This window comes from Secundilactobacillus yichangensis (assembly GCF_016861565.1).
GTDB lineage: Bacteria > Bacillota > Bacilli > Lactobacillales > Lactobacillaceae > Secundilactobacillus > Secundilactobacillus yichangensis.
The window spans coordinates 55,923-77,380 of the sequence record NZ_BOLK01000002.1; the positions used below are offsets into that span (position 1 = coordinate 55,923).

The following is a 21,458-nucleotide window of genomic DNA, read 5'->3' on the forward strand; positions in this document are numbered from 1 at the left end:
ACTGATCATATGACAGATGAATTGACCCACTTTAACGATCAAAATCGGGCAAAAATGGTGGACGTGACTGACAAACAGGTGACCCACCGAACTGCCGTTGCTACTGGACAGATCACCATGCATCCCGAGACCTTAGACCGTATTCATCAAGGACAGATCAAAAAAGGCGACGTGCTGGCAGTGGCACAAGTAGCCGGCATCATGGCCGCTAAACAAACCAGTAACCTGATCCCCATGTGCCACCTGATTCCACTGACTGGGGTGGACATCCACTTTGAAGACAATGACGCAGATACTATCACCGTCAACGCGCAGGTCAAAACCAAACACGTCACGGGGGTTGAAATTGAGGCACTGCTGGCAGTTCAAACCACCCTGCTGACCATTTACGATATGTGTAAAGCAATTGACCGTGGCATGCTCATTTCAAACGTCCATCTGGTTGAAAAAGATGGCGGTAAAAGCGGCCACTTTATTTATCAATCCTAAAAAGGAGGGTGGGCTTATGATCGGCGTAGTGTTAGCTGGCGGCGAATCACGCCGTTTCGGGCAAGATAAAGCGTTATATCAGCTGCCTAATCAAAACGTAAATAACGCACAGCTGGCGGTCGATAAGCTCAGTCCGTTATGTGACTGCGTTTTAGTCAGCGCCAATGTTCAAAATGAACCGGCCCTGATAAAACAGTTTGCCGGATCAGCCAACGTCCAAGTGATCACGGATCAGCCCCCCTTTGAGAAACGCGGTCCGCTCAGTGGTATCTACGCGGCAACTTGCCAGTTCGATTTACCGGTCGAGCTGCTGATTTTAGCGGTGGACTACCCTTATGTATCAGTGGATGTCCTTTCAGTTCTAGCCAACCATGTTAATTGCTATGCCCAAACGCCGGATGCCGATCACTACACTCTGGCCCACTTTACGACCACTCGAGAAGTGCTGCACGACTTCTTAATGCTAGACGACTACCGTTTACGTTATTTCATCACTGAAGTTCAGCAGTGTGCCCCAATTTCATTTGCCAACGCTGAACTGTTCGTTAATTACAACACACCGGAGGCTGACCATCATGCTCACTAAAAACCAAATGTCAGATTCAGATTTTCAAAAATTACTGCAGGTTGCCCTGACTGATTTAACCATCCGAAGGACTTTAGCCGAAAATACCACGGCTGAAGTAAACGAGGAAATGCGCTCACTGGAAAAAGATGATCGATTGGATAAACTGGACATGCAAATTCAAGCCATTGCCCAGGATTACGATCATTACAAGCAATTTGTCGATCCCAATTTCAGTATTGATATCGATCAGGAATATTCTGAATAGCCAAATTATTCTATTTTTATGTGAATAATATGAATTTTATGAGGCAAAGCGCTTTCATTCGGGTTTAAAAATGTTATTATAGGAGGTAATAAAATTGAATCTGGAAAACGTTGATACACAGCGCGATTACCAATGCTTGGTTAATCACATTTATCAGGCTGAAGATTTTGACTTCGTTGGCGTTGCCCTTTATGCAGCTGACAATTCAACCATCAAATGGTATTTCGTTGCTGGAAACCAGAACGAGCAATTTCGAAAAATCGTACTTCGAAGTGGTATTGGTATTGCCGGTTTAGTTGTTAGAACAGGCAAACCATTTTGGAAGAACGGCCTCCAAGATTACGAGTATACCGATAAGATGTATACCCCCATCGCCCGAGTGGAGTCACTGCAAAACGCAGCCGCTGTTCCAATATATCCGTCTGCGGTGAAGTTGGTCGGTGGCGTGTTACTTGCCGGTTACCGATCAAAACAACCAGTCTCAAACGAAACAACCAGTCGGCTTTCCCAATACCTAGACACTTTTTAAAGTGCGACGTTGGGAGGTCGGCTTTTTTGCTAGAAACGTTAAATTGGATCGAACGCTATTTTGATGAAGTCACGGACGCAGTTTTTATTTTTAAGGAAGAGCAACTATTAGTCAGCAATCAATTAGCTAAAGACCTGCAAGAAGAACTGAATATCGACCCAAACTACCTGGCGGAAATTGCGAACACTTCCGTCAAGCAAAAACTTTCGCCTTCCGATGACTGCTTCAGGTGTTCCATCCGCAACCTGATGAAGGAAATTTCAATTCCAATCACTTTGGCAAACGATCGATTACACCCGTTGGAGTACTTTTTGATCTACCACGTCATCGACGCTGATAACCACATCTTTTCACTCACGCTTAAGAGCCGCGGTATTATTGAACGAATGGATCAAGTGGCTCAGCAGCGACAGTTGAACCAGTACGTGAATCGGGCTCACGAAGAAGAACGTAAAAAGATTTCCGAAGACCTGCACGATAGCATCGCACAAGGTGTCTATTCCGCCATTATGGGCGTTCGCCGCCTGCAAGAAGAAACGCTTGATGAGGCCGATATCAAAGCACTCGCCAGTATTATTGAACGACAGTTAACGGATACGCTGACCGAAGTTAAGGGTATGGCACTGGATATCCGCCCTTCCGTTCTGGATAACTTCGGCTTATTACCTGCCCTTCGCGTTTTAGCCCAGCGAACCGAGGAAAATTCCGGCATTGACGTTGACGTCGTTGGCAAAGCTGATACTGAGCAGCTGTCAACTAACGTGCAAAGTGTGCTTTACCGGATTGCTCAGGAATCAATTCACAATACGTTAAAGCACGCTCAAGCCAGTGAAATCAGCATCTTACTGGTTGCTCATAATCACTTTATTAACCTTGAAATTATTGACAATGGTGTTGGTTTCGATGTGCCAAAGCATCGTCAATTCAACGGCCGGTCACTTGGTTTGATGAACATGAACGAGCGGGTCAAAGCACTGAACGGGTCTTTTGAAATTATTTCAGCACCGGGAAACGGCACCACTGTGACCGCAAAGTTTCCAGTGGCAACAGCTTAAGGGGGAACGTTGATGTACAAAGTTTTAATTGCTGATGATCATGCCGTAGTTCGGTTTGGCCTTTCAACCTTAGTCAACAAACAGCCAGAGTTTGAAGTCGTGGACGAAGCAGCCAACGGTACTGATACTTATTTAAGGGTGGAACAAGGCGATATTGATATCCTCATCATGGATCTCAGTATGCCGCCTGGCGAAAGTGGTCTGATCACCACTAAACGGATTCACGATAATTTTCCTAAAGTGCGCATCCTGATTCTTTCCATGCACGAAGAACAGGAATATATCAATCAAGCGTTGCATAACGGCGCTATGTCATACGTTCTGAAAAGTTCGTCCGATGACGAACTGCTCCATGCGCTTCATGAACTCATGAACGGCCAAGAGTACGTCGATCAGAACATCAAGCTGACCACGGATGATTTAGCCGAAATCAACCAAGATGGCACCAACGTCAAACTTGAAGGCTATAAGGGCCTGTCCAAGCGCGAAAGCGAAGTGCTGCCGCTGATTACCCTTGGCTATTCCAATAAAGAAATCGCCTCAGAACTTTTCATTTCCACCAAGACGGTAGAAGCTCATAAGGCCAATATCATGGCTAAGCTTCACCTCAAGAATCGGGCAGAACTGATTCGGTACGCCATTCATAACAAATTAATTGATTTATAACTCATTTTAAGATTGCTTCATAGTAGGCTGTAGGCTCAAAACCAATACTTGTGTATTAGTTTTGAACCTTTTACTTTTAATTTTTATTGAGTGCTAGCAGCAAACGAGTTTATTGCTGTGGGGACCGGTGAAAGCCTGAGGGACGGTCTTTCACCTCGCATCTAAGCCACGCCAAAAACGCCTGTCTTAGATGTCGTCCCGTGCTGTAAGGGCGAAACGCCCTAACACCACCGACACAGCAGATAAACTCGTTTGCTACTCAATCTTTAAACTATTCATTTATATTATATGCGCTATTTCTTAGGTCTTTTCCCTATATCGTCCCCGCTGTTTATTGACTAAAATAAAGCTAACGAAATAAAACTGAAGGGAGCAACACTTATGGCACACAATGTTAGTCATGATGAGGAATTAATGGGGATCCTAAACGACGTCCACAACCACTGCTTTCGTCAGGGGCGTCAGCTAAACCCAAATTCAATGCTGTATACCACGATTAAAGCGGCCAACGACGAAGGCTATTTAAATAATGCGGTTTTGGACAATACCTACAGCGCAACCCTTGCTAGCGCCGATCTATCCGCAGCCACTCTCACCGAAAACGGCGAACAAAAACTGCAGGCCTTGATCAAGGCTTCAGAAGCATAGGAGGAAATCCGTGATGGAAATGGACGTCAAACAAAAACTAGCTAGCAAATATGACAATATTGCAATTTATACGTCCGGCTTTTATGCCGACCCCGAGGATGCTTTAGGCTCCCGCAGCAAATTAATGGAAACCTTAAAGTCACTGACCATGAACCAGCATGCTGACACCCCGTTCTCCCTTCAAATTATGACGACCAATGGCGAAATCAACGTGATGCCCCTGGGTCTTTTAAGCTTGGATGAACTAAAAAAATACGAAAATGACCACCGTAAAAAAGCTGGCCTCAATGCTGACGATGATAGTATTCCAATGGTGATTCAATTTGCGCCCCACACTGAACACGCCAAAATCCAGAAACAAATCGTGGGTACCACCAATGACCTGTTTGATCACTTTAACGACCAGTTTCCTAAGATTTGGGCAACTGTGAGTGATTACTTAGATGCCAATCAAGCGATTTTAACCGACATTGAACGGGATCTGCTGACCGATGCCAAAGACGTTCAGTCAGAGTATCTCAATAATTTTAAAACCATGACCCCCGATGAACGGAATCAAAATGTTGGCTACGAATTAAAGGATGAAGAACTAGACCACTTTAGTCATTTTATGGCTGATATGCATGAAGTCCAAGCTGTTGTAATGTCTGCCGCGTCCTTTACGCAGCATGAAATCATGGGTGATAACTTATTTACCACGGTGATGAATGACCGGGTACTGCGAAACACCTTCTTCTGGGTACTTGATAATACTTTTTACGAAATTATGTATTACTTCATTGAAAAAACTCGGAGAATGGCAGATAGCGACAAGATCATCAAGCATCTGCGCCATCAAAAGAAACTCATGATCATTAACATGCGTAATGATGCTTTTGAACGGGCTCAAAAGGCACTGGATGATCCTCAGCAAACCATCGATCTTAACCATTACTTTACGGACGTTTTCATTCCAGTGGCAGAACAGTTCTCTACTGAACTGGATAAGTTGACGTCTAAATAATGAGGAGATGTGGTGATGGTTTTTAATGTCAACAATTATACCGTTGACGTTGCACTGGAAGATGATTTTCAGTCATGGTTACGTCAACTGCCAACTACCGTCCTAGATGCTGCTAAAACCGTGGCTAATGATAATCAGCGCCATTTTCGGCAAGCGTTGTGGACAATGTTTTGTCAATCTAACAGTAACGCGCAAGATGGTGCCGAAACGTTATCGGGAACGGTTGAAGCCTTGGCTCTTGCCAGCGAGTTGATACCCGCCACCTTTAAGCCGCGGGCAATGTCGCTGAGCGATGTGGCGATGTCCAAAGCTAGGGCTTATAGCAGTCAGTACTTATACGGCCATGTCGTATCTACTTTTGCTACCGCTAACCTGCCTCAATCAGAAAAAACTACCCTTCTCCACACTGGTCAAGATTTTTGGCTAGCAAACAGTGCGCGCCTGCAGCTCAACTTTAACCAACGTGAACGGGTAGCTGATTATTTAAAAGATGCCAAGGCTAGAGACGGTGCTCTTTCAGCCATGACATGCCGTTTGGCTGCGGTAGTTGCAGGTGTCTCTGACAAAGCAATTACCGATTTAATTGGTACCATTGGGGAAACGCTGGGTGTCATCGTTCAAATTTTAACGTCAGTGAATAAGACTCACGACAGTTTAGACTTCAGGGCCTTGATCATGAGCGGTAACTATCCGCTATCACTACTGTTTGCCTTAGAGGAAGAAAGCGACTGGTTCAAAGCCTTCTTTCACGCCCCTAAAAAGCCAACTGCGGATCAATTTGAAATCGCACGCAAACTGACGATTCAAGCCGGCGAACAATCGGCCATCCAGTTGGCCATGGAATTGACCAGTCAAACTCAACTGGATGCCAAGGCCTTACCTGATGGGCCTACTCGGGAACGATTGAGACAATTTTTGAAGCAGTTAGAAACTGACTGCAACTACGAATCAAGTCGCCTAAGTACTAACTAAGAAATGGCCGTTGACGTACTTCACAAAAAGTTGGAAACCACTTTTGGGAGCATACAGCAACAGTCATTTTTCATTTGATACAAAAAAACGACCCTCACAGGTCGTTTTCGTTTGTTCTGTTTGATTTAGAATTTAACTTCGCTATCGTCAGAACCCTTTTCAATCAAGTTGACGTTGCTGTTCAAAGCATATTGAACCATATTCTTAACAGCAGTTTCAGTATAGAAAGCAACGTGTGGTGTAACCAGAACGTTTTCACGCTTGAGTAAGTTCTTCAAACGTTCATCTGGAATAGCATCAAAGCTGCCAAAGTCTGTGTTGAAGATACCAACTTCGTCTTCGTATACATCTAGAGCAGCACCAGCAACTTTACCTGAATCCAAGGCACGGATCAAAGCATCAGTGTCAATCAAAATACCACGAGCAGCGTTGATGATGAAAACACCATCTTTCATCTTAGCAAAGGCTGCATCGTTCAGCATATGTTCGTTTTCTTTTGTAGCTGGTGAGTGGACTGTAATAACATCAGCTTTGGCATACAGTTCATCCAAAGTATCAACATAAATACCGTCTTTTTCCAATTCAGGATTATGATAAACATCATACCCAATGATCTTAGCACCGAAGCCGCGGCAAATATCGATTACTTTGCGGCCAATACGACCAGTAGCAATCACACCAACAGTCATCTGATCTAATTCCTTAGCAATGGTTGGAGCCCACCGAAGATCACCTTGAGCAATTTTACGGTCAAAGGTGTTCGTCCGACGTAGCAAACGCATTAATTGTGTAACAGCCAATTCGGCAATTGCGCTTGGTGAATATGCAGGTACGTTAGTAACTTTGATACCGTTACGCTTGATAGCATCAGCATCAACGTTATCAACACCAACGTTACGTAGTGAAAGTGACTTGATTCCGAAACTAGCTAACTTGTCCAAAACTTTGCTGGTGTATGGCTTTTGTTGGTAAACAACAGCACCGTCATACCCCTTAGCTTGGTCAACAGTTGATTCATCTAATAACTCGGCAACAGCTTTAACCTCGATGCCCTTGTCTTTTGACCATTGTTTCAGATAAGGCATTTCATCGTCACGAATACCATATGCAATAATTTTCACAATTATTTCCTCCATTCACTAATATAACTCTATTTTATCATGCTTTTACCGGCTTGATAAGGGCTTCGTCAAATTGTGAAAAAAAGTGAACTGCTCCTTCATGCTTTACTTCAACAAGACACTTTAGTCCACGTGAACACCATGTGACGCTAAATAGGCTACCTTAGCCTCCCTTGGCTGATGCTTAAAAGCATATTCCGCTTTTAAAGCAGCTGATTTTGTCCCGAAGGTTTCAAAATAGATCAGCTTTAAGGGATGCCGGCTTTTCACCCTTGTATACTTAGCACCCTTGCCAGCTTGATGAGCAGCAAACCGTTTATAAACATCGGTTGAATAACCGCCATACAAGCTGTTATCCGCACAAAGCAACACGTAAAAGTAGTACTGATTCGTTTCGTTAGTCACCATATAACATCTTCTTTACTGGTGCTGAATACTCACCAGACTCATCATATGTCATGAGTGACGGCAGCACCTTCAGCCCCGTCATTCGGCCGTCTTTAATCGCTTCAACCAACACAATATTGGCATCACGACCGGGTTTAGGATAAACAAACTGCAGCCGTTTAACTGCCAGCCGATGCTTTGCCATCATGGAGGTTAAATCAAGCAACCGGTCTGGTCGGTAAACGAAAAAGGCCTTCCCCGTGGTTTTAAGCAATCCGCTAGTAACTGCCACTACCGTCTCCAATGAAGTCGCAATTTCATGGCGAGCAATCGCTAAATACTGATTGGGATTTTTCTTACTATCCGGTAGATCCGCAAAGTATGGTGGATTACAAACTACTGTTTCCACTGAATCCTTACGAATCTGGTCAAAAATTGTTGCCAGATCCTGTTCATACACCGTAATTTTTTGCTCAAGGTTATTTAAGGCTACTGACCGTCTCGCCATATCAGCTAAACGCGGCTGAATCTCCACCATGGCAATCTGCCCCTTTACCCTTGGTGCCATGAACAAGCCAACCGCACCGTTACCAGCACACAGGTCGACTAATCTTCCCGTCTGTTTGAGAGGCGGCTTGGCAAAATTTGCCAGCAAAACCGCGTCTAATGAAAACGAAAAAACTTGCGGACTCTGAATAATTTTAATATCCTGACTGTAAAGCTGGTCAATACGTTCACCTGGAAGCAATTCTGGAGCTGTCAAATAATCACCCATTCCGTTGATGTTTCAGCTATTTATCCTTATAATAGCTAATATTATAGTTCTTTATTTCAAATCAGCCTACCTGCTAAAACCGGTAGATCAATGCTTAACCATCTTACTATTTTAACCAAACATATCAAGCCTCAAATGGTTTGTTCATCTAATACCTGATTTCTCAAATAGCTGCAATATTCCTATTCAAGACTTTTAACACTGACTGGTTTATAATAATTATTACGATAATAACTTTACGTAAGAGAGGTTACACAATGTTTTATTCTTTTATCCGCGTTGTCGTTCGCATGATTGTTTACGTGATTAATGGTAAACCCCGGTTCGAACACACCGATAGATTACCCAAGGGCAATTATATTCTAGTCGGTCCGCATAGAACCTGGTTTGATCCCATTTACTACGCGTTGGCCGGCAGCCCCAAAAAATTTAGTTTTATGGCTAAAATTGAACTGTTTAAAAACCCAATTCTGCGGTGGATATTGAAACACGCCAACGCTTTCCCAGTGGACCGGCAAAATCCCGGTCCTTCAGCCATAAAAACGCCAGTCCGACTTTTAAAAAACAGTCATTTATCACTGATCATGTTCCCTTCTGGCACTCGTCACTCCCAGGACTTAAAAGGTGGCGTCGCGGTAATCGCTAAGCTGTCAAAAGTCCCAATTGTACCAACCGTTTACCAAGGACCACTAACTTTTAAGCAGCTTTTTAGCCGCCAAAAAATCACCGTTTCGTTTGGTGACTCATTCATGGTTGATCCTAAAATGAAGTTAAACGAAGAAGGGTTTAAAGTGATTGAGACCAAAATGCAAAATGGTTTTGATCGGCTGGATAAAGAAATCGACCCTAATTTCCACTACGTCGATCCCAAATCAAAGCCCCAATCACAAGCCTAGTTGCCGGCTGCACTTAATTTTCACTAAACCGTGGCTAGTTTGGCCGTTGAATGGTCGATTTACGTATCACTATCAGAAGTTTTATTCAAAAAGTCAGCTTTCGTAATTCAATACGGAGGCTGACTTTTTACTATTCGCTTTAATCTAAATGAGCCGTATTCTGCAACTGAATCATATCATAGTAAGCACCCTTTTTTGCCATTAACTCATCGTTGGTACCGCGCTCAATAATCTTGCCTTGCTGTAAAACAAGGATTAAATCAGCACTCTGAATCGTTGATAGTCGATGGGCAATTGCAATCGTCGTTCGACCGGATTGCAACTTAGCCAGACTCTTTTGAATTTCCTGCTCAGTTTCCGTATCAACGTTGGCCGTAGCTTCATCCAAAATCAGCACCTTAGGGTCGGTGACTACTGTTCTAGCAAAGGAAATCAGCTGCTTTTGACCGCTGGAATAGCCGTTCCCCCGTTCAATCACTTTTGAATCATACCCTCTGGGCAACGCCTCAATCATGTCATCTGCGTTTACGAAGGCAGCCGCAGCTCGAACCTGCTGATCAGAAATTGACTGATTGAACATTCTGATATTAGAGGCAACGGTTCCATAGAAAAGAAATGGCTCTTGAAGTACCAGCCCCATTTTTGAGCGCAGCGTAGCGTAATCATATTCACGAATATCATGATTGTCAATCAATACCTGACCTGACTGAAATTCATAAAACCGCATTAAAACGTTAATAATTGATGATTTACCGCTACCCGTTTCACCAACCAAGGCAACGGTTTGACCAGGTTGAGCAACAAACGAAATATCATCTAAAATTGGTGTTTCGCCATCGTACGAAAAACTCACGTGCTTAAATTCAATTTTACCGTTGGTAATGTCTCGACCAGTCACTGGATTCTGCTGCGGTACCGCCGTTTTATCAGCCATCAGCTTCATCACCCGGGAACCAGAAACGATCCCCTCTTGGAAATCACTCAAGTTATCCATCATGCTAGTCATGGGATTAAACAAATTATCCAAATACGTTACGAAGGCGTAAATCATCCCGGCTGGTACAAAACCATTCAAACCACGAACACCCAGCAAAGACAGAACGAAAATTACCCCAAGAGAATAAAAGAGGTCGATCAGCGGGCTCAATAACAGCGAATTGATTCGAATCATGGCTTGCCGTGACCGGAAATAAGCCCCGTTAGTTTCATCAAACTCACGGTTCATCCGCTTTTCCTGCCGAAACTGCTGGATAATGCTGATCCCAGTAATCGCTTCGGATAGCTTCGAATTAAGTTCACTTAACCGTTCACGCATCCGTCGGTAAACCTTTGAACTGTAACGTTGGTAGTACCAAATCGTGATTCCTAAAAGCGGCAGTAAAATCAATAACCAAACGGCTACTTTAGCGTTCAACACGAACATTGCGATCACTGACGAAATTACCGAAAATAGTGCCACGATCAGGCTACTAAACAATTGCCAAAACGTACTAAAAGACATCGTATCATTAGTGAGTCGTGACAGTATGGAACCACCTGGAATTTGATCATAAAAACGCATCCCAAAGTGGTGTAATCTTTCAAACAGCTGACGGCGGACACTTTCCAGCATGTATTCAGCACCCATATTGTACAGATATGCCTGACAAAACTGCATCACTGCACGGGTGAGCATTGCAAAAAAGTATAGCCCGGCAAATAGCCACATGATTTTTAAATCCGCGCGGCCGACTTTGAGGTAGTTATCCATATAATCCTTTAGGATCATAGGCAGCATGATATTAACCACGCTGACTAAGGCAGCCAACACGATGGCAACTACGAAATGACGCCAGTAAGGTTTGGCATAGCCAATCAACCGTGAAACGATGCTCATTTGTTCCTTCACTGGGATACTTTTCGCCCAGGCGGATTGATGTTCATTATTTTTCACCGTTAGCCTCCCCTTACGCGCATTTCAAGTTCCTGCCGTTCAAACATCTGGCGGTACCAGCTATCCTGTGCCATTAACTGATCATGGCTACCTCGTTCCGTGACCATGCCATGATCCATAACGATAATCTCGTCAGCTCGCATCACTGAACTTAACCTGTGAGCTGCAATGATAGTAGTTTTACCCGCCCGTTCATGATGCAAATTAGTTAATATTTTACTCTCGGTTTCCGCATCGACAGCAGACAACGCGTCATCTAAAATCAATAGTTCCGGTTTAATCAGCAAGGCACGGGCAATTGCCACCCGCTGTCGCTGACCGCCAGAAAGCGAAACTCCTTCTTCACCGACTAAGGTCTCATAACCATTTTCAAACTGTTCAATTTGATTGGAGAGGTCCGCGTCTTCAACGGCTGCTTCAACTTCAGCTTTGGTGGCAGTTGGTTTAGCAAAAGCAATGTTATCACGAACAGACGCTGAGAATAAAAAACTATCCTGCGGTACATAACCAATTGCCGGCAAATAACTATCCAATTGATAGTCAAGAATATTCGTTTCACCGTAACTGATCTGTCCTTGATACTGTTCAAATTGCCGTAGCAATAGACGCATAATCGTGGTTTTACCGGCACCGACCCGACCAACGATTCCCAAGGTTTTACCAGCTTGAATCGTAAACGACATGTTTTTCAAAGCGACCTGCGGATCATCTGGATAATGAAAATCAGTAATGTTGAAGACTAAATCACCTGCTGGTCGTTCACTGCGACCGCTAGTATGATCGATGACCTGAGACTTTTCGTTGATCAGCTTCATCACCCGATCATAACTGGCATTCCCACGTTCCATGGTATTAAACAGCATCCCCACCGCAAAAATTGGCCAGATCATCATGGATAAATAGGTAATAAATGAAACTAAGTTCCCAATTGTGATCACGTGGCTTACCACCAGCGACCCACCCATAACGATCGTAGCAACGTATGCTAAGCCAATAATGATGGTCGTGATAGGATCAAACATGGCATCCAACCGATTGACCCGGCGGTTGACTTTAATCGTTTGATCAACTTGCTGGTTAAAATCATCGATATCTTCTTGTTCTTGACCCAAACTTTTAATCACTTTGACACCGCTGATACTCTCCTGCGCCTTATTATTTAACCGTGAAAAAGCGGCTTGGGAATCACGAAACGCAATGTTGATTTTCTGACCTAAGTAATAAGCCATCACTGCCAAAAGTGGAAAAGGCAAAACAGCAATCAGCGTCAAGCGCCAGTTAACCAAGGTCATCATGGCAATCAACGTTGTTCCACCGGTAATAATTGAATCAGCAAATTGAAGGATACCACCACCGGCGACCCGCTGAATTGCCTGGAGATCATTAGTGGCTCGAGCCATTAAATCACCCGTCCGGTATTTCTGGTAAAAAGTTTGGTCCATCGTCATATAATGACCGAATAACCGTTGCCGCAAGGTTTTTTCCAGCTTAGCTGCCGCACCCCAAATAGCGGTCCGCCACATATAACGTGACCCATACTGACCCAGTGCGGCTACTAATAGAATCAGCAGATCCGTCACTAAGAGCCGGGCAGTTAGATGATGGCTGTGAATCAAATCAACAACATCCCCGATCATCCGTGGTGGAATCACCGCCAGCAAAGCGGTTATCAGCAGCCCTAGTAAGCCAAACAAATACGTTCTCCATTCAGCCTTAAAATACCAGCCTAACTTTTTAAAGATACTCATGTGGTCGCCTCCTTTATTTTGACAAAATTAAAAAAGACTCGGGATTAGATTACCCAAGCCTTCATTTCAAAAATGCGAATTAACGCTTTTCTGATTGCTGCTGTTTCATGCTGTTCATCATCTGATGCAATTTCTTTTCTGAAGGACGTTGTCCCATTTGCATCATCATCATGCGCAGTTGATCTTCGTTGATTGGCGGGTTTTCACGGATATACTTCTCCATGTACTTACGAGCTGCGAAGAACCCAAGTGCTAGACCAGCTAATAAAGCAACGATCACAATTAGAATCCAAATTCCAGTGCTCAAGCGGATGTGCCTCCTTTTCAGTAGCTTCCAATAAACAATATTACACAAGTTCAGCCCATTTTAAAAGGGAATCTGCAGGAATTGGTAAAACGATTACCGCAAACCCTTCTTTTTTTGAATTTCCTGAACCTTTTTAGGTGTAATTTCCTTACCGGATTTATCGAAGACACGTAACATTTCAATATCGTTTTTAAAGCCCTCACGGAACTTCTTCAAGTACTTCTGTCGAAGATCCTTACGTTCAACCTTTTCAAGCTCGGTTAAACCTTCTGACTTTGCTTTTTTAGCTAATTCATTAATACGGGCGATTAAATCTTTCATTTCGGTTTCAGCCATTAATATCACTCCCTTGTACAAACATGCTTTAATATAATAACGCCAAACCCTTATTGGTTCAAGAAAGAAAGCTTATCTATAGTAATAAATTTTCCTCAATTTTTAATTTAACGTGCCTTTTCCGACTATTTTCGCAAAAAAGCGAACACTTGTTTGAAATGGTGTCCCAACTATGCTATTATAACGGTAATAAAGAGGACATAGTGAGGTGAAATAATGACAAAATCTTCAGAATCGAAACAGCTCGCAATTTTGCGTTTTATTTATGACCAGACACAGTCACACGGTTATCCGCCAACAGTACGTGAAATCGGTGAAAAGGTTGGTTTAAGCTCAACTTCTACTGTCCACGGTCACATTGCTCGACTTGCTAAAAAGGGACTGTTAATCAAAGATCCTACCAAGCCACGAGCTTTGGAAGTTACCGATTTAGGTATCGAAGCCCTTGGTATCGTCAAAACACCGACTAAGATTCCTGTTTTGGGGACGGTTGCTGCTGGGGAACCCATCTTAGCTGTACAAGAAGCAACTGATTACTTCCCAATACCCGATCAGTTAATGGATGAAGCCGGTGATTTATTTATGCTGCAAATTCGCGGTGAAAGTATGATCAACGCGGGTATTTTAAACGGTGATAAAGTCATCGTCAAAAAACAGCATTCTGCAGAAAATGGCGAGATTGTGATTGCCATGACTGAAGAAAACGAAGCAACCTGCAAGCGATTCTATAAGGAAGATCACTACTATCGGCTGCAACCTGAAAACGATACGATGGACCCAATCATCTTAAACCAGGTAACTGTCCTGGGTAAGGTTATTGGCTTGTATCGTGACCAAATTTTTTAAACACGATTATTTTCCGTTAAAAAAGAAGCAGGCTCAATGCCTGCTTCTTTTTTAGATTGGAAAAAACGATCATGCCTGCTGACGGTCTAAGTATTGCCGTTGATCATGTTTAATGCCGGTTAACACAAACCGCGCGTCATCATGGCTTAAATCCAAGAGAACGTCGTGAGCTGGTAACTGCTGTGAGAAGAGCCGTTCATATTCCGGCATGTTCAGCCGCTGACGGTTCTTGAAAAAGTTTGCAAATTCATCTCGGGAAACCTGAACGTCAAATTGTTCACTGATTGTTCCGCTGAAGAACTCTCCTTCTGCCCCCGAACCATAGCTGAACAGGCCAATCCGTTCTCCTGGTTTCAATGACGCATTATCAAACAGCGAGCGTAAACTCAAATATAGCGATCCAGTGTAGAGGTTACCCACCCGCTGGTTATACTGCCGACTGGCTTCAAAATTTGCCATTAACTGTTTTTGCTGTGCTTCGCTGGCTTCTGGTAAAATTGCCCGCAGTGCTTTTAAACCCATCTTAGTAAACGGTAGATGGAAAGCAAACGCCGTAAAATCAGCAATGGTTCGGTTAGTTTGCTGCTGATAATCCTGCCAAACTGTTTTGAAGAAATCAATGTAGACGTTTTCTGAAAAACGCCCATCCACTAATGCCTCAGTTCGATATAATGGCCGCCAGAAATCCATGATGTCTTCAGACTTGAACGCCGTTTCATTATCGAGATTAAGTAATTTAGGTTCAGCACTGATTGTTAAGGCCACTGCCCCGCCACCCTGCGTTACTTCTCCCGGGGTGTTCAGTCCGTAACGGGCAATGTCAGCGCCAATCACCAGAACCTGCTTATCCGGGTGCAGAAAAACGTAATCGTGAGCAAACTGCACGCCAGCTGTGGCACCATAACAGGCTTGCTTTAATTCTATAGCCCGAATATTGTCAGGCAGGTTCAGCAGTCGTTTTAGATACACTGCTGCCGATTTTGAATTATCAATCCCTGATTCAGTACCGAACAATACCATGGCGATTTGGTCACGATTAGTTTCGTCGACAACTTTAGCTGCAGCATTGGCTGCCAAAGTGACAGCATCTTGGGTGACCGGAATGACTGCCTGCTCATATTGACCAATCCCAATCCGATATTTATCCGGTTCCTCGCCCCTTGCATGAGCGAGATCAACAAGATCCAAATAAGTGCTTGGCGTATAAAACGCTAACTGATCAATTCCAATTTGCATAATTCTCTCCTTACTGCTGTCTTTCTTTACTTTCCTAAATAGTGATAATTATAATCCATACCTTCCTTATACAACTGATAGGATGCCTCAGTTTCATCCGCAAAGATCACCGAAATGGCAGGTGTCCCCCATGATGAATAGCCCCAAAAGACGGTGTCATCATAGTCATAACTGTCATTAGGCTTACGGTAGAACCCCCGCGTGCGATCCCAGACCGTGCCATGAGTCCGTACCCAATCCTCTGCGATGCCGGCTTTGACTTCATCCAGCCGTTCATCATTATCTAAGATCAGCTGTCGCAGCCGATCCCAATCAATCTGCCAATCGTGCTGCTTTGGCCGGGGCTTCCCCGGTTGATAAACCGTTGAAGATTCAATAACGTTTAATTCAATCGGGACAAGATCTTGAAAACGCATTTGAATCACTCCTTATAATTAAATTCACTAATTACTGCTTCTGCTTTTCATTTAATCCCATACCATGCTATCATAGTATTAACCGCTTACCAAGCAGTGTCTTCACAACGAACGGCTGTTACAATGAATAAGAAACGCAAACTAATTTTATCTAAGATGGGGTGTTGAGATTGGTAAGTACTACAATTAAGGTCGTTGCATCAGATGGATTAACAGGCGATGTTGTCAACCAATTGACAAATGAATTATCAAAATATCAATTTAAAATCATGCTTAAGTATCAGGGAACCACCACGATTGCCACCAGTTCACTTGGCGTGATGAGTTTAGGCGTCCCTAGTGGTGCTAATATTGAATTAAGTGTTGACGGTACCACTGATCAACTGGAAAAGGTTGTTCAAACTTTAATTGATAACCAACTGGTTGCCAAAATATAACGTCCGATAATTAACCGATTGCCGATGAAGCAGTCGGTTAATTTAATAAAAAATAAATTTTATTCGAGTTATACTATTACTGCAACCACTACAACGAAAATGTTTAAGGGGATTTTATTAATGCAATTATCAAAACAATTATTAACCAGTCTGGTTACAGCTGGTGCCGTCTTTTTAGTCGGCGCTCACAGCGCCAGTGCTGCCCTTAGCCCTAACAGTTCACAGCCGCGAACTGATATGGTCGACTTATCCAGCTGGCAGTCTAATTTGGGAGCCAGTGATTACCAAAAAATGCACGATGCCGGTGTTAAAGCGGTGGCTATCAAAGCCACTGAAGGAACCTCTTATAAGAGTCCCGTTTTGTCCTCACAGACACAAAATGCGCAAAACGCTGGCTTGGCCGTTAACTACTACCATTTCGCTCATTTCACCTCTGTCGATAGTGCTAAAGCGGAAGCTCAGAACTTTATTAACGCTGTTCAGTCCGTCACCAGCTCAAAGAATATGGTCTTGGTAGTTGATTTTGAATCCAGCGAACTTTCAGGCTTATCCAAGAGTCAAAACGATGCTGATCTAGCTGCTTTCGACAGTGTCTTAAACGCTGCCGGATACAATAAAACTGATTTATACACAATGGCCAGCTGGGTTGGCAGCAAAATTGATACCAACGATAGTAATAAGGGCTGGATTGCACAGTGGCCTTCAAACCCAACCGGTACCGAGTACCCTTCCGCCAACGCATGGCAATGGGCCTCTGATTACCGTTTCAGCGGCGAGTCACAAAACTTAGATGTCAGTCAGCTGAACAACAGCTTCTACGTTAATGGTAATGCCAGCGCCTCAGTGCCTACTAGTTCCAGCAACGCAACACCAAAAACAACGTTGGTTAAGGTGCCTGCACCCGCTCCAGCTTCGACTTCATCTTCAACTTCTAATTACTCTGCTGCACGTTCAAACTCAGTTTCTCTTGTTTGGCGGGCCTCAATGCACCGACACGCCTACTGGACGCTTTCCGGTGCTCGCTACTCGAAACATTTAGGAATCAAGTACGCTGATATGAAGAATTTACCGCACACCACATGGTATACTGATGGTCATGAAAAGCTGTATCGCAAAGCCTCTCATAATTCAGCTATCTATTACCACGTCAGAAGCGGTAATGGTAAACACGCTGGTTGGATCTGGCGCGGTTATCTGCACGCTGGGGTCAATCCAAACGCTTAAAAAATCGTTTCATTAGCAAGAAATGGCGGATAAGACCTAAGTAGGTTTTATCCGCCATTTCTTGCTTATTAAAGCTACGTCGTTGAAGTTATTTCACCCCGATAATGCTATACTAAAACTGAAAAAGGAGTGACAGAAATGACTGATAAACCCGAAAAACCGGCAACTACCTTCAAAAAAATTCGTCGTGGTATGCTTGGTAATTGTCCTCAATGTCACCATGAAATGACCATCTACTACGGGATGAATCATTGCCCATCTTGTGGCTATCTTTTTAAATCAAATTTTATCGTTAAATAACGGTTAAGGAGAAGCAAAATGATTCAAACCTATCTTGAGTACTGGTCAAAGCTGACTGTTTTTAACGCGACGGCTACCCGTAAGCAATATTGGACTGCCTACATTATAAATACCGTTGTGATTTGACTTTATGGCGTGCTGACTCATCAATCCCAATATTTTGTAAACGGTCACTATGAAATGGCCGCCAATTTGAACGCCGTCATTTTCGGCCTCATCTTAGTTTTGGTGTGGATCGCTAACTTCACCATTCGAGCACGTCGGTTGCACGATTCGAATCACAGTAACTGGTGGTTACTGATTTCAATCATTCCCGTGCTTGGCATAATTTGGCTATTCATTCTGCTACTAATGCCTACCGTTGAAAACGAACGTTGGCCGTTAAATCAATCGCAAGTTCAGTAATAACAATGTAAAACAAAAGATCAGTCATTTTACCTAATGGGTTAAATGACTGATCTTTTGTTTTAAACTATTCATTCTCTTCTTCTGCGTTAACGACTAATACTTGAACGTTAGCGCGCCGAACAACGTACGCCGTAGTGGAACCAATCAATAACCGGTTAAGGGCGTCCACACCTGATTTGCCAATCACAACCAGATCATAATCGTTATGGTTAGCAGTGTCTACAATGACACTCTTGGGCGACCCGTTTTCGATGATGGTCTTGGCATCAATGCCAGCTTCTTCAGCCATCTCTTTGCCTTCTTTGAGGACCTCAACGGAATGGCTCCTTAATTCACTTTGAATGTCCATTGGGACGTTGCCAGCTGCCAGCGTCATTCGGGTCTGATCGACAACTGAAATCAACGTAATTGTAGAACCAAAATACCTGCTGATCTTAATAGCAACTTTTAATGCTGACTTAGAATTATCACTACCATCAAGTGGAACTAAAATATGGGAGAACATAGTCATCGCTCCTTCCGCAAGCTCATCATGAGCTATGCTAGCAAATCCGGCTTCCAACTGTTTTTAGTATGAATGATAATTCTAATGAAATCAATTTATATGCCCTTAATAGTGAAGAATCATACAAAGTGCGGTTGGTTTGAAGTTGAGATTCCACCACTGAAAGTTACCTGTTTTTGACCGCTATATACCCTTAATGAGTAGTTTCCTGGTTGCACCTTGATTGCACGAGTCATATGCCCGTCAGAAAACGATCCGGTGCCAACAGCTCGACCATTTTTAAAGAGCCGATAGTTGTATTGATGGTGACATAAATCCCCATTTTGATCGTAAGCCGTCACGACCATGTGCAGTTTATTCATGGGCCTTAATACAACTCGTCTCGTTGAAATCGATGTTGAGTTTGCCTGCTGTAAAGCCGAAGTTCTCCGGCTGGCTGCGGCTGTTGGCTGACCGTGACCAAATAACGGTCCTGCTGTCCCACAGGCCATAATCATTGCAACTATCGCTATCTTTAAAGGCTTTTTCATGTGGACCTCCTTTAGTTTCTAAGTTCATGACTACTAGAATAACCGAACCGGATTAATACACAATAACGAGAAGGTCACATTTTTATGACGGATTATTTCAAAATTTAAATTAATTGAAATCTTTTGCTGGTAATTAGTTCCAACTTAGGTTAGTCTTGTAAAAGTGATTTTAAGTAAGGAGTCGATATTGATGAAATTAAAAAAAGCGACGTTAGCAGATCTTGATACAATTATTGCGATTTTAAAGGACGGCAGCAACCAATTAGCAGAATCCGGTGTTGATCAATGGCAAGGCGATTACCCTTCCCGTGACCAAATCACCTATGATATTAACAACGGTTTTGCTTATTTAGCACAGTCAGATGATAACGAAACGGTTGGCGCAATTGCCATCGTCACTGCACCGGATACATCCTACGATACTATGCAGGGCACTTGGCTCAATAATTCTAACGACTACATTGTCATTCATCGGGTTGCCGTGCATTCTCAACATGCAGGACACGGCTACGCTACCCGTTTATTCGAAGCGGTAATCAGCCACGTGATTTCGGATCACCCAGAAATTAAGAGTATCCGAATTGATACGCATGCTGATAACAAGCCAATGCAGCATTTGATTGCTAAAATGGGCTTCACCAAAGTTGGCGAAATCTTTGGTGTTTACCACCCTACTGATCAAAGTTTTGTATATGAAATGCTGCCTCATGAAGATAATGCGGCAAAACACCAAGCAAGTTAATTTGATGTTACTGAAAACGCAGGTAAACCGTCAACTCGGTTTACCTGCGTTTTTTAATTTGTGAAGCATTTTTATAGGGATGAGGTTCGCCCTTTATTTCATGTGAAACGTGGCCTAGCATCGCGTCCACCATTTCAAGGATATGCGGATCATCCAAGCAATAGAAAACATGAGTCCCCATCTTATTCCGAGTTACCAGCTGATACTGATATAAAATTGCCAGTTGATGTGATACTAGCGGTTGCGGCAAATTGACGTTATCAACAATTGTCGACACATCCGCCTCATTATCTTCCAAAAAATAAAGAATTTTAATTCGGTTAGTATTGCTTAACACCTTATAAATTTTAGCGGCTTCCTCTAAAAGCGCATTGCTGACTTTCACGCCGATCACCTCAACTTTAAAGGATTAATACCTCTATTATGGTACAACTATCAGAAGAAAGCCACGATATGACTAATTAATCCACTATCCCAGAATACCCATAGACCAATCAAAACGTAGCAAACCTTCATTAACTTTTCACCATATCGCGTCATCAGATTAGTAATAACGGGAATTTCCGCTACTAATTTAATGATTAAAACAACTAGCAACGTTAATGAGCCGATGAAAACAAGCGTCAGTAAGAAGTGTGCGAAAGATTCGCCAACTAATACGGGCAGAAAAATGGATAGATTACACCCTGCACAGACCGATAAGTAAGTCATTGTCACACTCAGAATCTGAGACCGCTGGTGCTTATCACCAGTCTCATCGTCATCATCATGAAACGCCAGGTAAATTGGCAGAATTCCTAAGATACCTAGCAGCCATTCCGGTAGAAAGACTAACAGCGCTTTACCTACTGCATAGCTTAAAATCAGCAAGATCAAGTTACCAAACAGATAGCCGAGCATCACTTTGACAACCTGATATTTCTTGAGTAGAAAAATCAGCATAAAGAAAAAATCAAGGTTCACGCTTAAAAACGTTAACGTTAATAACCAATAATTCAAATTATTATCCTTCTCTCTTATTACGGATATATTATATGCCACATATAACATATTTAAAAGTAAATTCATAAAAAAACATCTCCAAGACGACTGGCCGTCATGAAAATGCTTTTCGAC

At 43.1% G+C, this 21,458-nt stretch carries 29 protein-coding genes; 16 read left to right on the top strand and 13 right to left on the bottom strand.

The genetic code is table 11. The features are described 5' to 3' along the window. The first annotated feature begins 9 nt into the window (after nt 1-9). The 9 genes from moaC (at nt 10) to JUE95_RS02040 (ending at nt 6,195) form a co-directional block, all read left to right on the top strand. Nucleotides 10-489: a cyclic pyranopterin monophosphate synthase MoaC gene (gene moaC, locus JUE95_RS12730; RefSeq protein WP_235995146.1), complete on the top strand. Its 480-nt coding sequence runs from the start codon at nt 10-12 to the stop codon at nt 487-489. Nucleotides 490-505: 16 nt separating this feature from the next. Then, nucleotides 506-1,075 carry a molybdenum cofactor guanylyltransferase gene (locus tag JUE95_RS02005; RefSeq protein ID WP_203648818.1) on the top strand — a complete coding sequence of 190 codons (570 nt, stop codon included), beginning with the start codon at nt 506-508 and terminating at the stop codon, nt 1,073-1,075. Next, nucleotides 1,065-1,322, top strand: a complete 258-nt coding sequence (locus tag JUE95_RS02010) for a hypothetical protein (protein ID WP_203648819.1) — start codon at nt 1,065-1,067, stop codon at nt 1,320-1,322. The genes JUE95_RS02005 and JUE95_RS02010 overlap by 11 nt, the downstream gene beginning before the upstream one ends. 94 nt (nt 1,323-1,416) lie before the next feature. Further along, nucleotides 1,417-1,851, top strand: coding sequence for a GAF domain-containing protein (locus tag JUE95_RS02015; RefSeq protein ID WP_203648820.1), 435 nt, complete (start codon nt 1,417-1,419; stop codon nt 1,849-1,851). A 26-nt stretch (nt 1,852-1,877) separates the two neighbouring features. Then, nucleotides 1,878-2,906 (top strand): sensor histidine kinase, encoded by a 1,029-nt coding sequence (locus tag JUE95_RS02020; protein WP_203648821.1) that lies wholly within the window; start codon nt 1,878-1,880, stop codon nt 2,904-2,906. A 12-nt stretch (nt 2,907-2,918) separates the two neighbouring features. Then, a complete protein-coding gene (locus tag JUE95_RS02025; RefSeq protein ID WP_203648822.1) occupies nt 2,919-3,572 on the top strand; it encodes a response regulator in 654 nt (217 codons plus the stop codon). Nucleotides 3,573-3,953: 381 nt separating this feature from the next. Beyond that, on the top strand, nt 3,954-4,220 hold the full coding sequence (locus JUE95_RS02030) for a hypothetical protein (RefSeq protein ID WP_203648823.1): 267 nt from the start codon (nt 3,954-3,956) through the stop codon (nt 4,218-4,220). A 19-nt stretch (nt 4,221-4,239) separates the two neighbouring features. Next, the gene (locus JUE95_RS02035; RefSeq protein WP_203649126.1) at nt 4,240-5,223 is read left to right on the top strand and encodes a hypothetical protein; all 984 of its coding nucleotides are present in this window, start codon (nt 4,240-4,242) and stop codon (nt 5,221-5,223) included. A gap of 15 nt (nt 5,224-5,238) precedes the next feature. Then, nucleotides 5,239-6,195: a hypothetical protein gene (locus tag JUE95_RS02040; RefSeq protein WP_203648825.1), complete on the top strand. Its 957-nt coding sequence runs from the start codon at nt 5,239-5,241 to the stop codon at nt 6,193-6,195. Nucleotides 6,196-6,320: 125 nt separating this feature from the next. Here JUE95_RS02040 and JUE95_RS02045 read toward each other — a convergent pair whose 3' ends face one another. The 3 genes from JUE95_RS02045 to JUE95_RS02055 all read right to left on the bottom strand — a co-directional run bounded on the left by JUE95_RS02045 (nt 6,321) and on the right by JUE95_RS02055 (nt 8,466). Beyond that, nucleotides 6,321-7,316, bottom strand: a complete 996-nt coding sequence (locus JUE95_RS02045) for a D-2-hydroxyacid dehydrogenase (RefSeq protein ID WP_203648826.1) — start codon at nt 7,314-7,316, stop codon at nt 6,321-6,323. Between the two features lie 123 nt (nt 7,317-7,439). After that, the gene (locus JUE95_RS02050) at nt 7,440-7,724 is read right to left on the bottom strand and encodes a GIY-YIG nuclease family protein (RefSeq protein ID WP_203648828.1); all 285 of its coding nucleotides are present in this window, start codon (nt 7,722-7,724) and stop codon (nt 7,440-7,442) included. Beyond that, nucleotides 7,714-8,466 carry a tRNA1(Val) (adenine(37)-N6)-methyltransferase gene (locus JUE95_RS02055; protein ID WP_235995083.1) on the bottom strand — a complete coding sequence of 251 codons (753 nt, stop codon included), beginning with the start codon at nt 8,464-8,466 and terminating at the stop codon, nt 7,714-7,716. Before JUE95_RS02055 ends, JUE95_RS02050 begins: the two co-directional genes overlap by 11 nt. 269 nt (nt 8,467-8,735) lie before the next feature. Here JUE95_RS02055 and JUE95_RS02060 point away from each other — a divergent pair, with 269 nt between their 5' ends. Further along, nucleotides 8,736-9,374, top strand: a complete 639-nt coding sequence (locus JUE95_RS02060) for a lysophospholipid acyltransferase family protein (RefSeq protein ID WP_203648830.1) — start codon at nt 8,736-8,738, stop codon at nt 9,372-9,374. A gap of 139 nt (nt 9,375-9,513) precedes the next feature. Here the strand turns inward: JUE95_RS02060 and JUE95_RS02065 are convergent, their stop codons facing one another. From JUE95_RS02065 to JUE95_RS02080, 4 genes are all read right to left on the bottom strand, one after another. Then, the gene (locus JUE95_RS02065) at nt 9,514-11,250 is read right to left on the bottom strand and encodes an ABC transporter ATP-binding protein (RefSeq protein ID WP_203649127.1); all 1,737 of its coding nucleotides are present in this window, start codon (nt 11,248-11,250) and stop codon (nt 9,514-9,516) included. A gap of 59 nt (nt 11,251-11,309) precedes the next feature. Then, on the bottom strand, nt 11,310-13,055 hold the full coding sequence (locus JUE95_RS02070; protein ID WP_203648832.1) for an ABC transporter ATP-binding protein: 1,746 nt from the start codon (nt 13,053-13,055) through the stop codon (nt 11,310-11,312). Nucleotides 13,056-13,134: 79 nt separating this feature from the next. Further along, entirely contained in the window at nt 13,135-13,362 is a 228-nt protein-coding gene (locus JUE95_RS02075) for a YneF family protein (RefSeq protein ID WP_203648833.1), read from the bottom strand. Nucleotides 13,363-13,455: 93 nt separating this feature from the next. Continuing rightward, nucleotides 13,456-13,698 (bottom strand): DUF896 domain-containing protein, encoded by a 243-nt coding sequence (locus JUE95_RS02080; protein ID WP_203648835.1) that lies wholly within the window; start codon nt 13,696-13,698, stop codon nt 13,456-13,458. Between the two features lie 216 nt (nt 13,699-13,914). On the opposite strand from JUE95_RS02080, the gene lexA reads away from it, so the two are divergent. Beyond that, entirely contained in the window at nt 13,915-14,544 is a 630-nt protein-coding gene (gene lexA / locus JUE95_RS02085) for a transcriptional repressor LexA (protein WP_203648836.1), read from the top strand. 69 nt (nt 14,545-14,613) lie between these two features. Here the strand turns inward: lexA and JUE95_RS02090 are convergent, their stop codons facing one another. Both JUE95_RS02090 and JUE95_RS02095 read right to left on the bottom strand, forming a co-directional pair. Next, nucleotides 14,614-15,780, bottom strand: coding sequence for a hydroxymethylglutaryl-CoA synthase (locus JUE95_RS02090; protein ID WP_203648838.1), 1,167 nt, complete (start codon nt 15,778-15,780; stop codon nt 14,614-14,616). A 26-nt stretch (nt 15,781-15,806) separates the two neighbouring features. Then, nucleotides 15,807-16,196: a hypothetical protein gene (locus JUE95_RS02095; RefSeq protein WP_203648839.1), complete on the bottom strand. Its 390-nt coding sequence runs from the start codon at nt 16,194-16,196 to the stop codon at nt 15,807-15,809. A gap of 170 nt (nt 16,197-16,366) precedes the next feature. Here JUE95_RS02095 and JUE95_RS02100 point away from each other — a divergent pair, with 170 nt between their 5' ends. The 4 genes from JUE95_RS02100 (at nt 16,367) to JUE95_RS02115 (ending at nt 18,562) form a co-directional block, all read left to right on the top strand. Continuing rightward, nucleotides 16,367-16,633 (top strand): HPr family phosphocarrier protein, encoded by a 267-nt coding sequence (locus JUE95_RS02100; RefSeq protein ID WP_203648840.1) that lies wholly within the window; start codon nt 16,367-16,369, stop codon nt 16,631-16,633. A gap of 120 nt (nt 16,634-16,753) precedes the next feature. After that, the gene (locus tag JUE95_RS02105) at nt 16,754-17,857 is read left to right on the top strand and encodes a GH25 family lysozyme (protein ID WP_203648841.1); all 1,104 of its coding nucleotides are present in this window, start codon (nt 16,754-16,756) and stop codon (nt 17,855-17,857) included. Nucleotides 17,858-17,995: 138 nt separating this feature from the next. Continuing rightward, entirely contained in the window at nt 17,996-18,157 is a 162-nt protein-coding gene (locus tag JUE95_RS02110) for a 50S ribosomal protein L4 (RefSeq protein WP_203648842.1), read from the top strand. Nucleotides 18,158-18,292: 135 nt separating this feature from the next. Beyond that, nucleotides 18,293-18,562, top strand: coding sequence for a DUF805 domain-containing protein (locus JUE95_RS02115; RefSeq protein ID WP_203648843.1), 270 nt, complete (start codon nt 18,293-18,295; stop codon nt 18,560-18,562). A 67-nt stretch (nt 18,563-18,629) separates the two neighbouring features. Here the strand turns inward: JUE95_RS02115 and JUE95_RS02120 are convergent, their stop codons facing one another. After that, on the bottom strand, nt 18,630-19,070 hold the full coding sequence (locus JUE95_RS02120; RefSeq protein ID WP_203648844.1) for a universal stress protein: 441 nt from the start codon (nt 19,068-19,070) through the stop codon (nt 18,630-18,632). A gap of 119 nt (nt 19,071-19,189) precedes the next feature. Beyond that, nucleotides 19,190-19,600: a hypothetical protein gene (locus JUE95_RS02125; protein WP_203648845.1), complete on the bottom strand. Its 411-nt coding sequence runs from the start codon at nt 19,598-19,600 to the stop codon at nt 19,190-19,192. 190 nt (nt 19,601-19,790) lie between these two features. Here JUE95_RS02125 and JUE95_RS02130 point away from each other — a divergent pair, with 190 nt between their 5' ends. Further along, nucleotides 19,791-20,342, top strand: a complete 552-nt coding sequence (locus JUE95_RS02130) for a GNAT family N-acetyltransferase (protein ID WP_203648846.1) — start codon at nt 19,791-19,793, stop codon at nt 20,340-20,342. A 40-nt stretch (nt 20,343-20,382) separates the two neighbouring features. Here the strand turns inward: JUE95_RS02130 and JUE95_RS02135 are convergent, their stop codons facing one another. Both JUE95_RS02135 and JUE95_RS02140 read right to left on the bottom strand, forming a co-directional pair. Further along, the gene (locus tag JUE95_RS02135) at nt 20,383-20,727 is read right to left on the bottom strand and encodes an ArsR/SmtB family transcription factor (protein WP_203648847.1); all 345 of its coding nucleotides are present in this window, start codon (nt 20,725-20,727) and stop codon (nt 20,383-20,385) included. Nucleotides 20,728-20,777: 50 nt separating this feature from the next. After that, nucleotides 20,778-21,341: a cadmium resistance transporter gene (locus JUE95_RS02140; protein WP_235995102.1), complete on the bottom strand. Its 564-nt coding sequence runs from the start codon at nt 21,339-21,341 to the stop codon at nt 20,778-20,780. Nucleotides 21,342-21,458: the final 117 nt, after the last annotated feature.

Bases quoted from the DNA above. Each gene is read 5' to 3' on its own strand.
- moaC (WP_235995146.1), top strand. From the start codon at position 10: ATGACAGATGAATTGACCCACTTTAACGATCAAAATCGGGCAAAAATG.
- JUE95_RS02130 (WP_203648846.1), top strand. From the start codon at position 19,791: ATGAAATTAAAAAAAGCGACGTTAGCAGATCTTGATACAATTATTGCG.
- JUE95_RS02080 (WP_203648835.1), bottom strand. From the start codon at position 13,698: ATGGCTGAAACCGAAATGAAAGATTTAATCGCCCGTATTAATGAATTA.
- JUE95_RS02095 (WP_203648839.1), bottom strand. From the start codon at position 16,196: ATGCGTTTTCAAGATCTTGTCCCGATTGAATTAAACGTTATTGAATCT.
- lexA (WP_203648836.1), top strand. From the start codon at position 13,915: ATGACAAAATCTTCAGAATCGAAACAGCTCGCAATTTTGCGTTTTATT.
- JUE95_RS02030 (WP_203648823.1), top strand. From the start codon at position 3,954: ATGGCACACAATGTTAGTCATGATGAGGAATTAATGGGGATCCTAAAC.
- JUE95_RS02105 (WP_203648841.1), top strand. From the start codon at position 16,754: ATGCAATTATCAAAACAATTATTAACCAGTCTGGTTACAGCTGGTGCC.
- JUE95_RS02025 (WP_203648822.1), top strand. From the start codon at position 2,919: ATGTACAAAGTTTTAATTGCTGATGATCATGCCGTAGTTCGGTTTGGC.
- JUE95_RS02005 (WP_203648818.1), top strand. From the start codon at position 506: ATGATCGGCGTAGTGTTAGCTGGCGGCGAATCACGCCGTTTCGGGCAA.
- JUE95_RS02120 (WP_203648844.1), bottom strand. From the start codon at position 19,070: ATGTTCTCCCATATTTTAGTTCCACTTGATGGTAGTGATAATTCTAAG.
- JUE95_RS02040 (WP_203648825.1), top strand. From the start codon at position 5,239: ATGGTTTTTAATGTCAACAATTATACCGTTGACGTTGCACTGGAAGAT.
- JUE95_RS02065 (WP_203649127.1), bottom strand. From the start codon at position 11,250: ATGAGCATCGTTTCACGGTTGATTGGCTATGCCAAACCTTACTGGCGT.
- JUE95_RS02010 (WP_203648819.1), top strand. From the start codon at position 1,065: ATGCTCACTAAAAACCAAATGTCAGATTCAGATTTTCAAAAATTACTG.
- JUE95_RS02070 (WP_203648832.1), bottom strand. From the start codon at position 13,055: ATGAGTATCTTTAAAAAGTTAGGCTGGTATTTTAAGGCTGAATGGAGA.
- JUE95_RS02110 (WP_203648842.1), top strand. From the start codon at position 17,996: ATGACTGATAAACCCGAAAAACCGGCAACTACCTTCAAAAAAATTCGT.
- JUE95_RS02060 (WP_203648830.1), top strand. From the start codon at position 8,736: ATGTTTTATTCTTTTATCCGCGTTGTCGTTCGCATGATTGTTTACGTG.
- JUE95_RS02035 (WP_203649126.1), top strand. From the start codon at position 4,240: ATGGACGTCAAACAAAAACTAGCTAGCAAATATGACAATATTGCAATT.
- JUE95_RS02125 (WP_203648845.1), bottom strand. From the start codon at position 19,600: ATGAAAAAGCCTTTAAAGATAGCGATAGTTGCAATGATTATGGCCTGT.
- JUE95_RS02090 (WP_203648838.1), bottom strand. From the start codon at position 15,780: ATGCAAATTGGAATTGATCAGTTAGCGTTTTATACGCCAAGCACTTAT.
- JUE95_RS02050 (WP_203648828.1), bottom strand. From the start codon at position 7,724: ATGGTGACTAACGAAACGAATCAGTACTACTTTTACGTGTTGCTTTGT.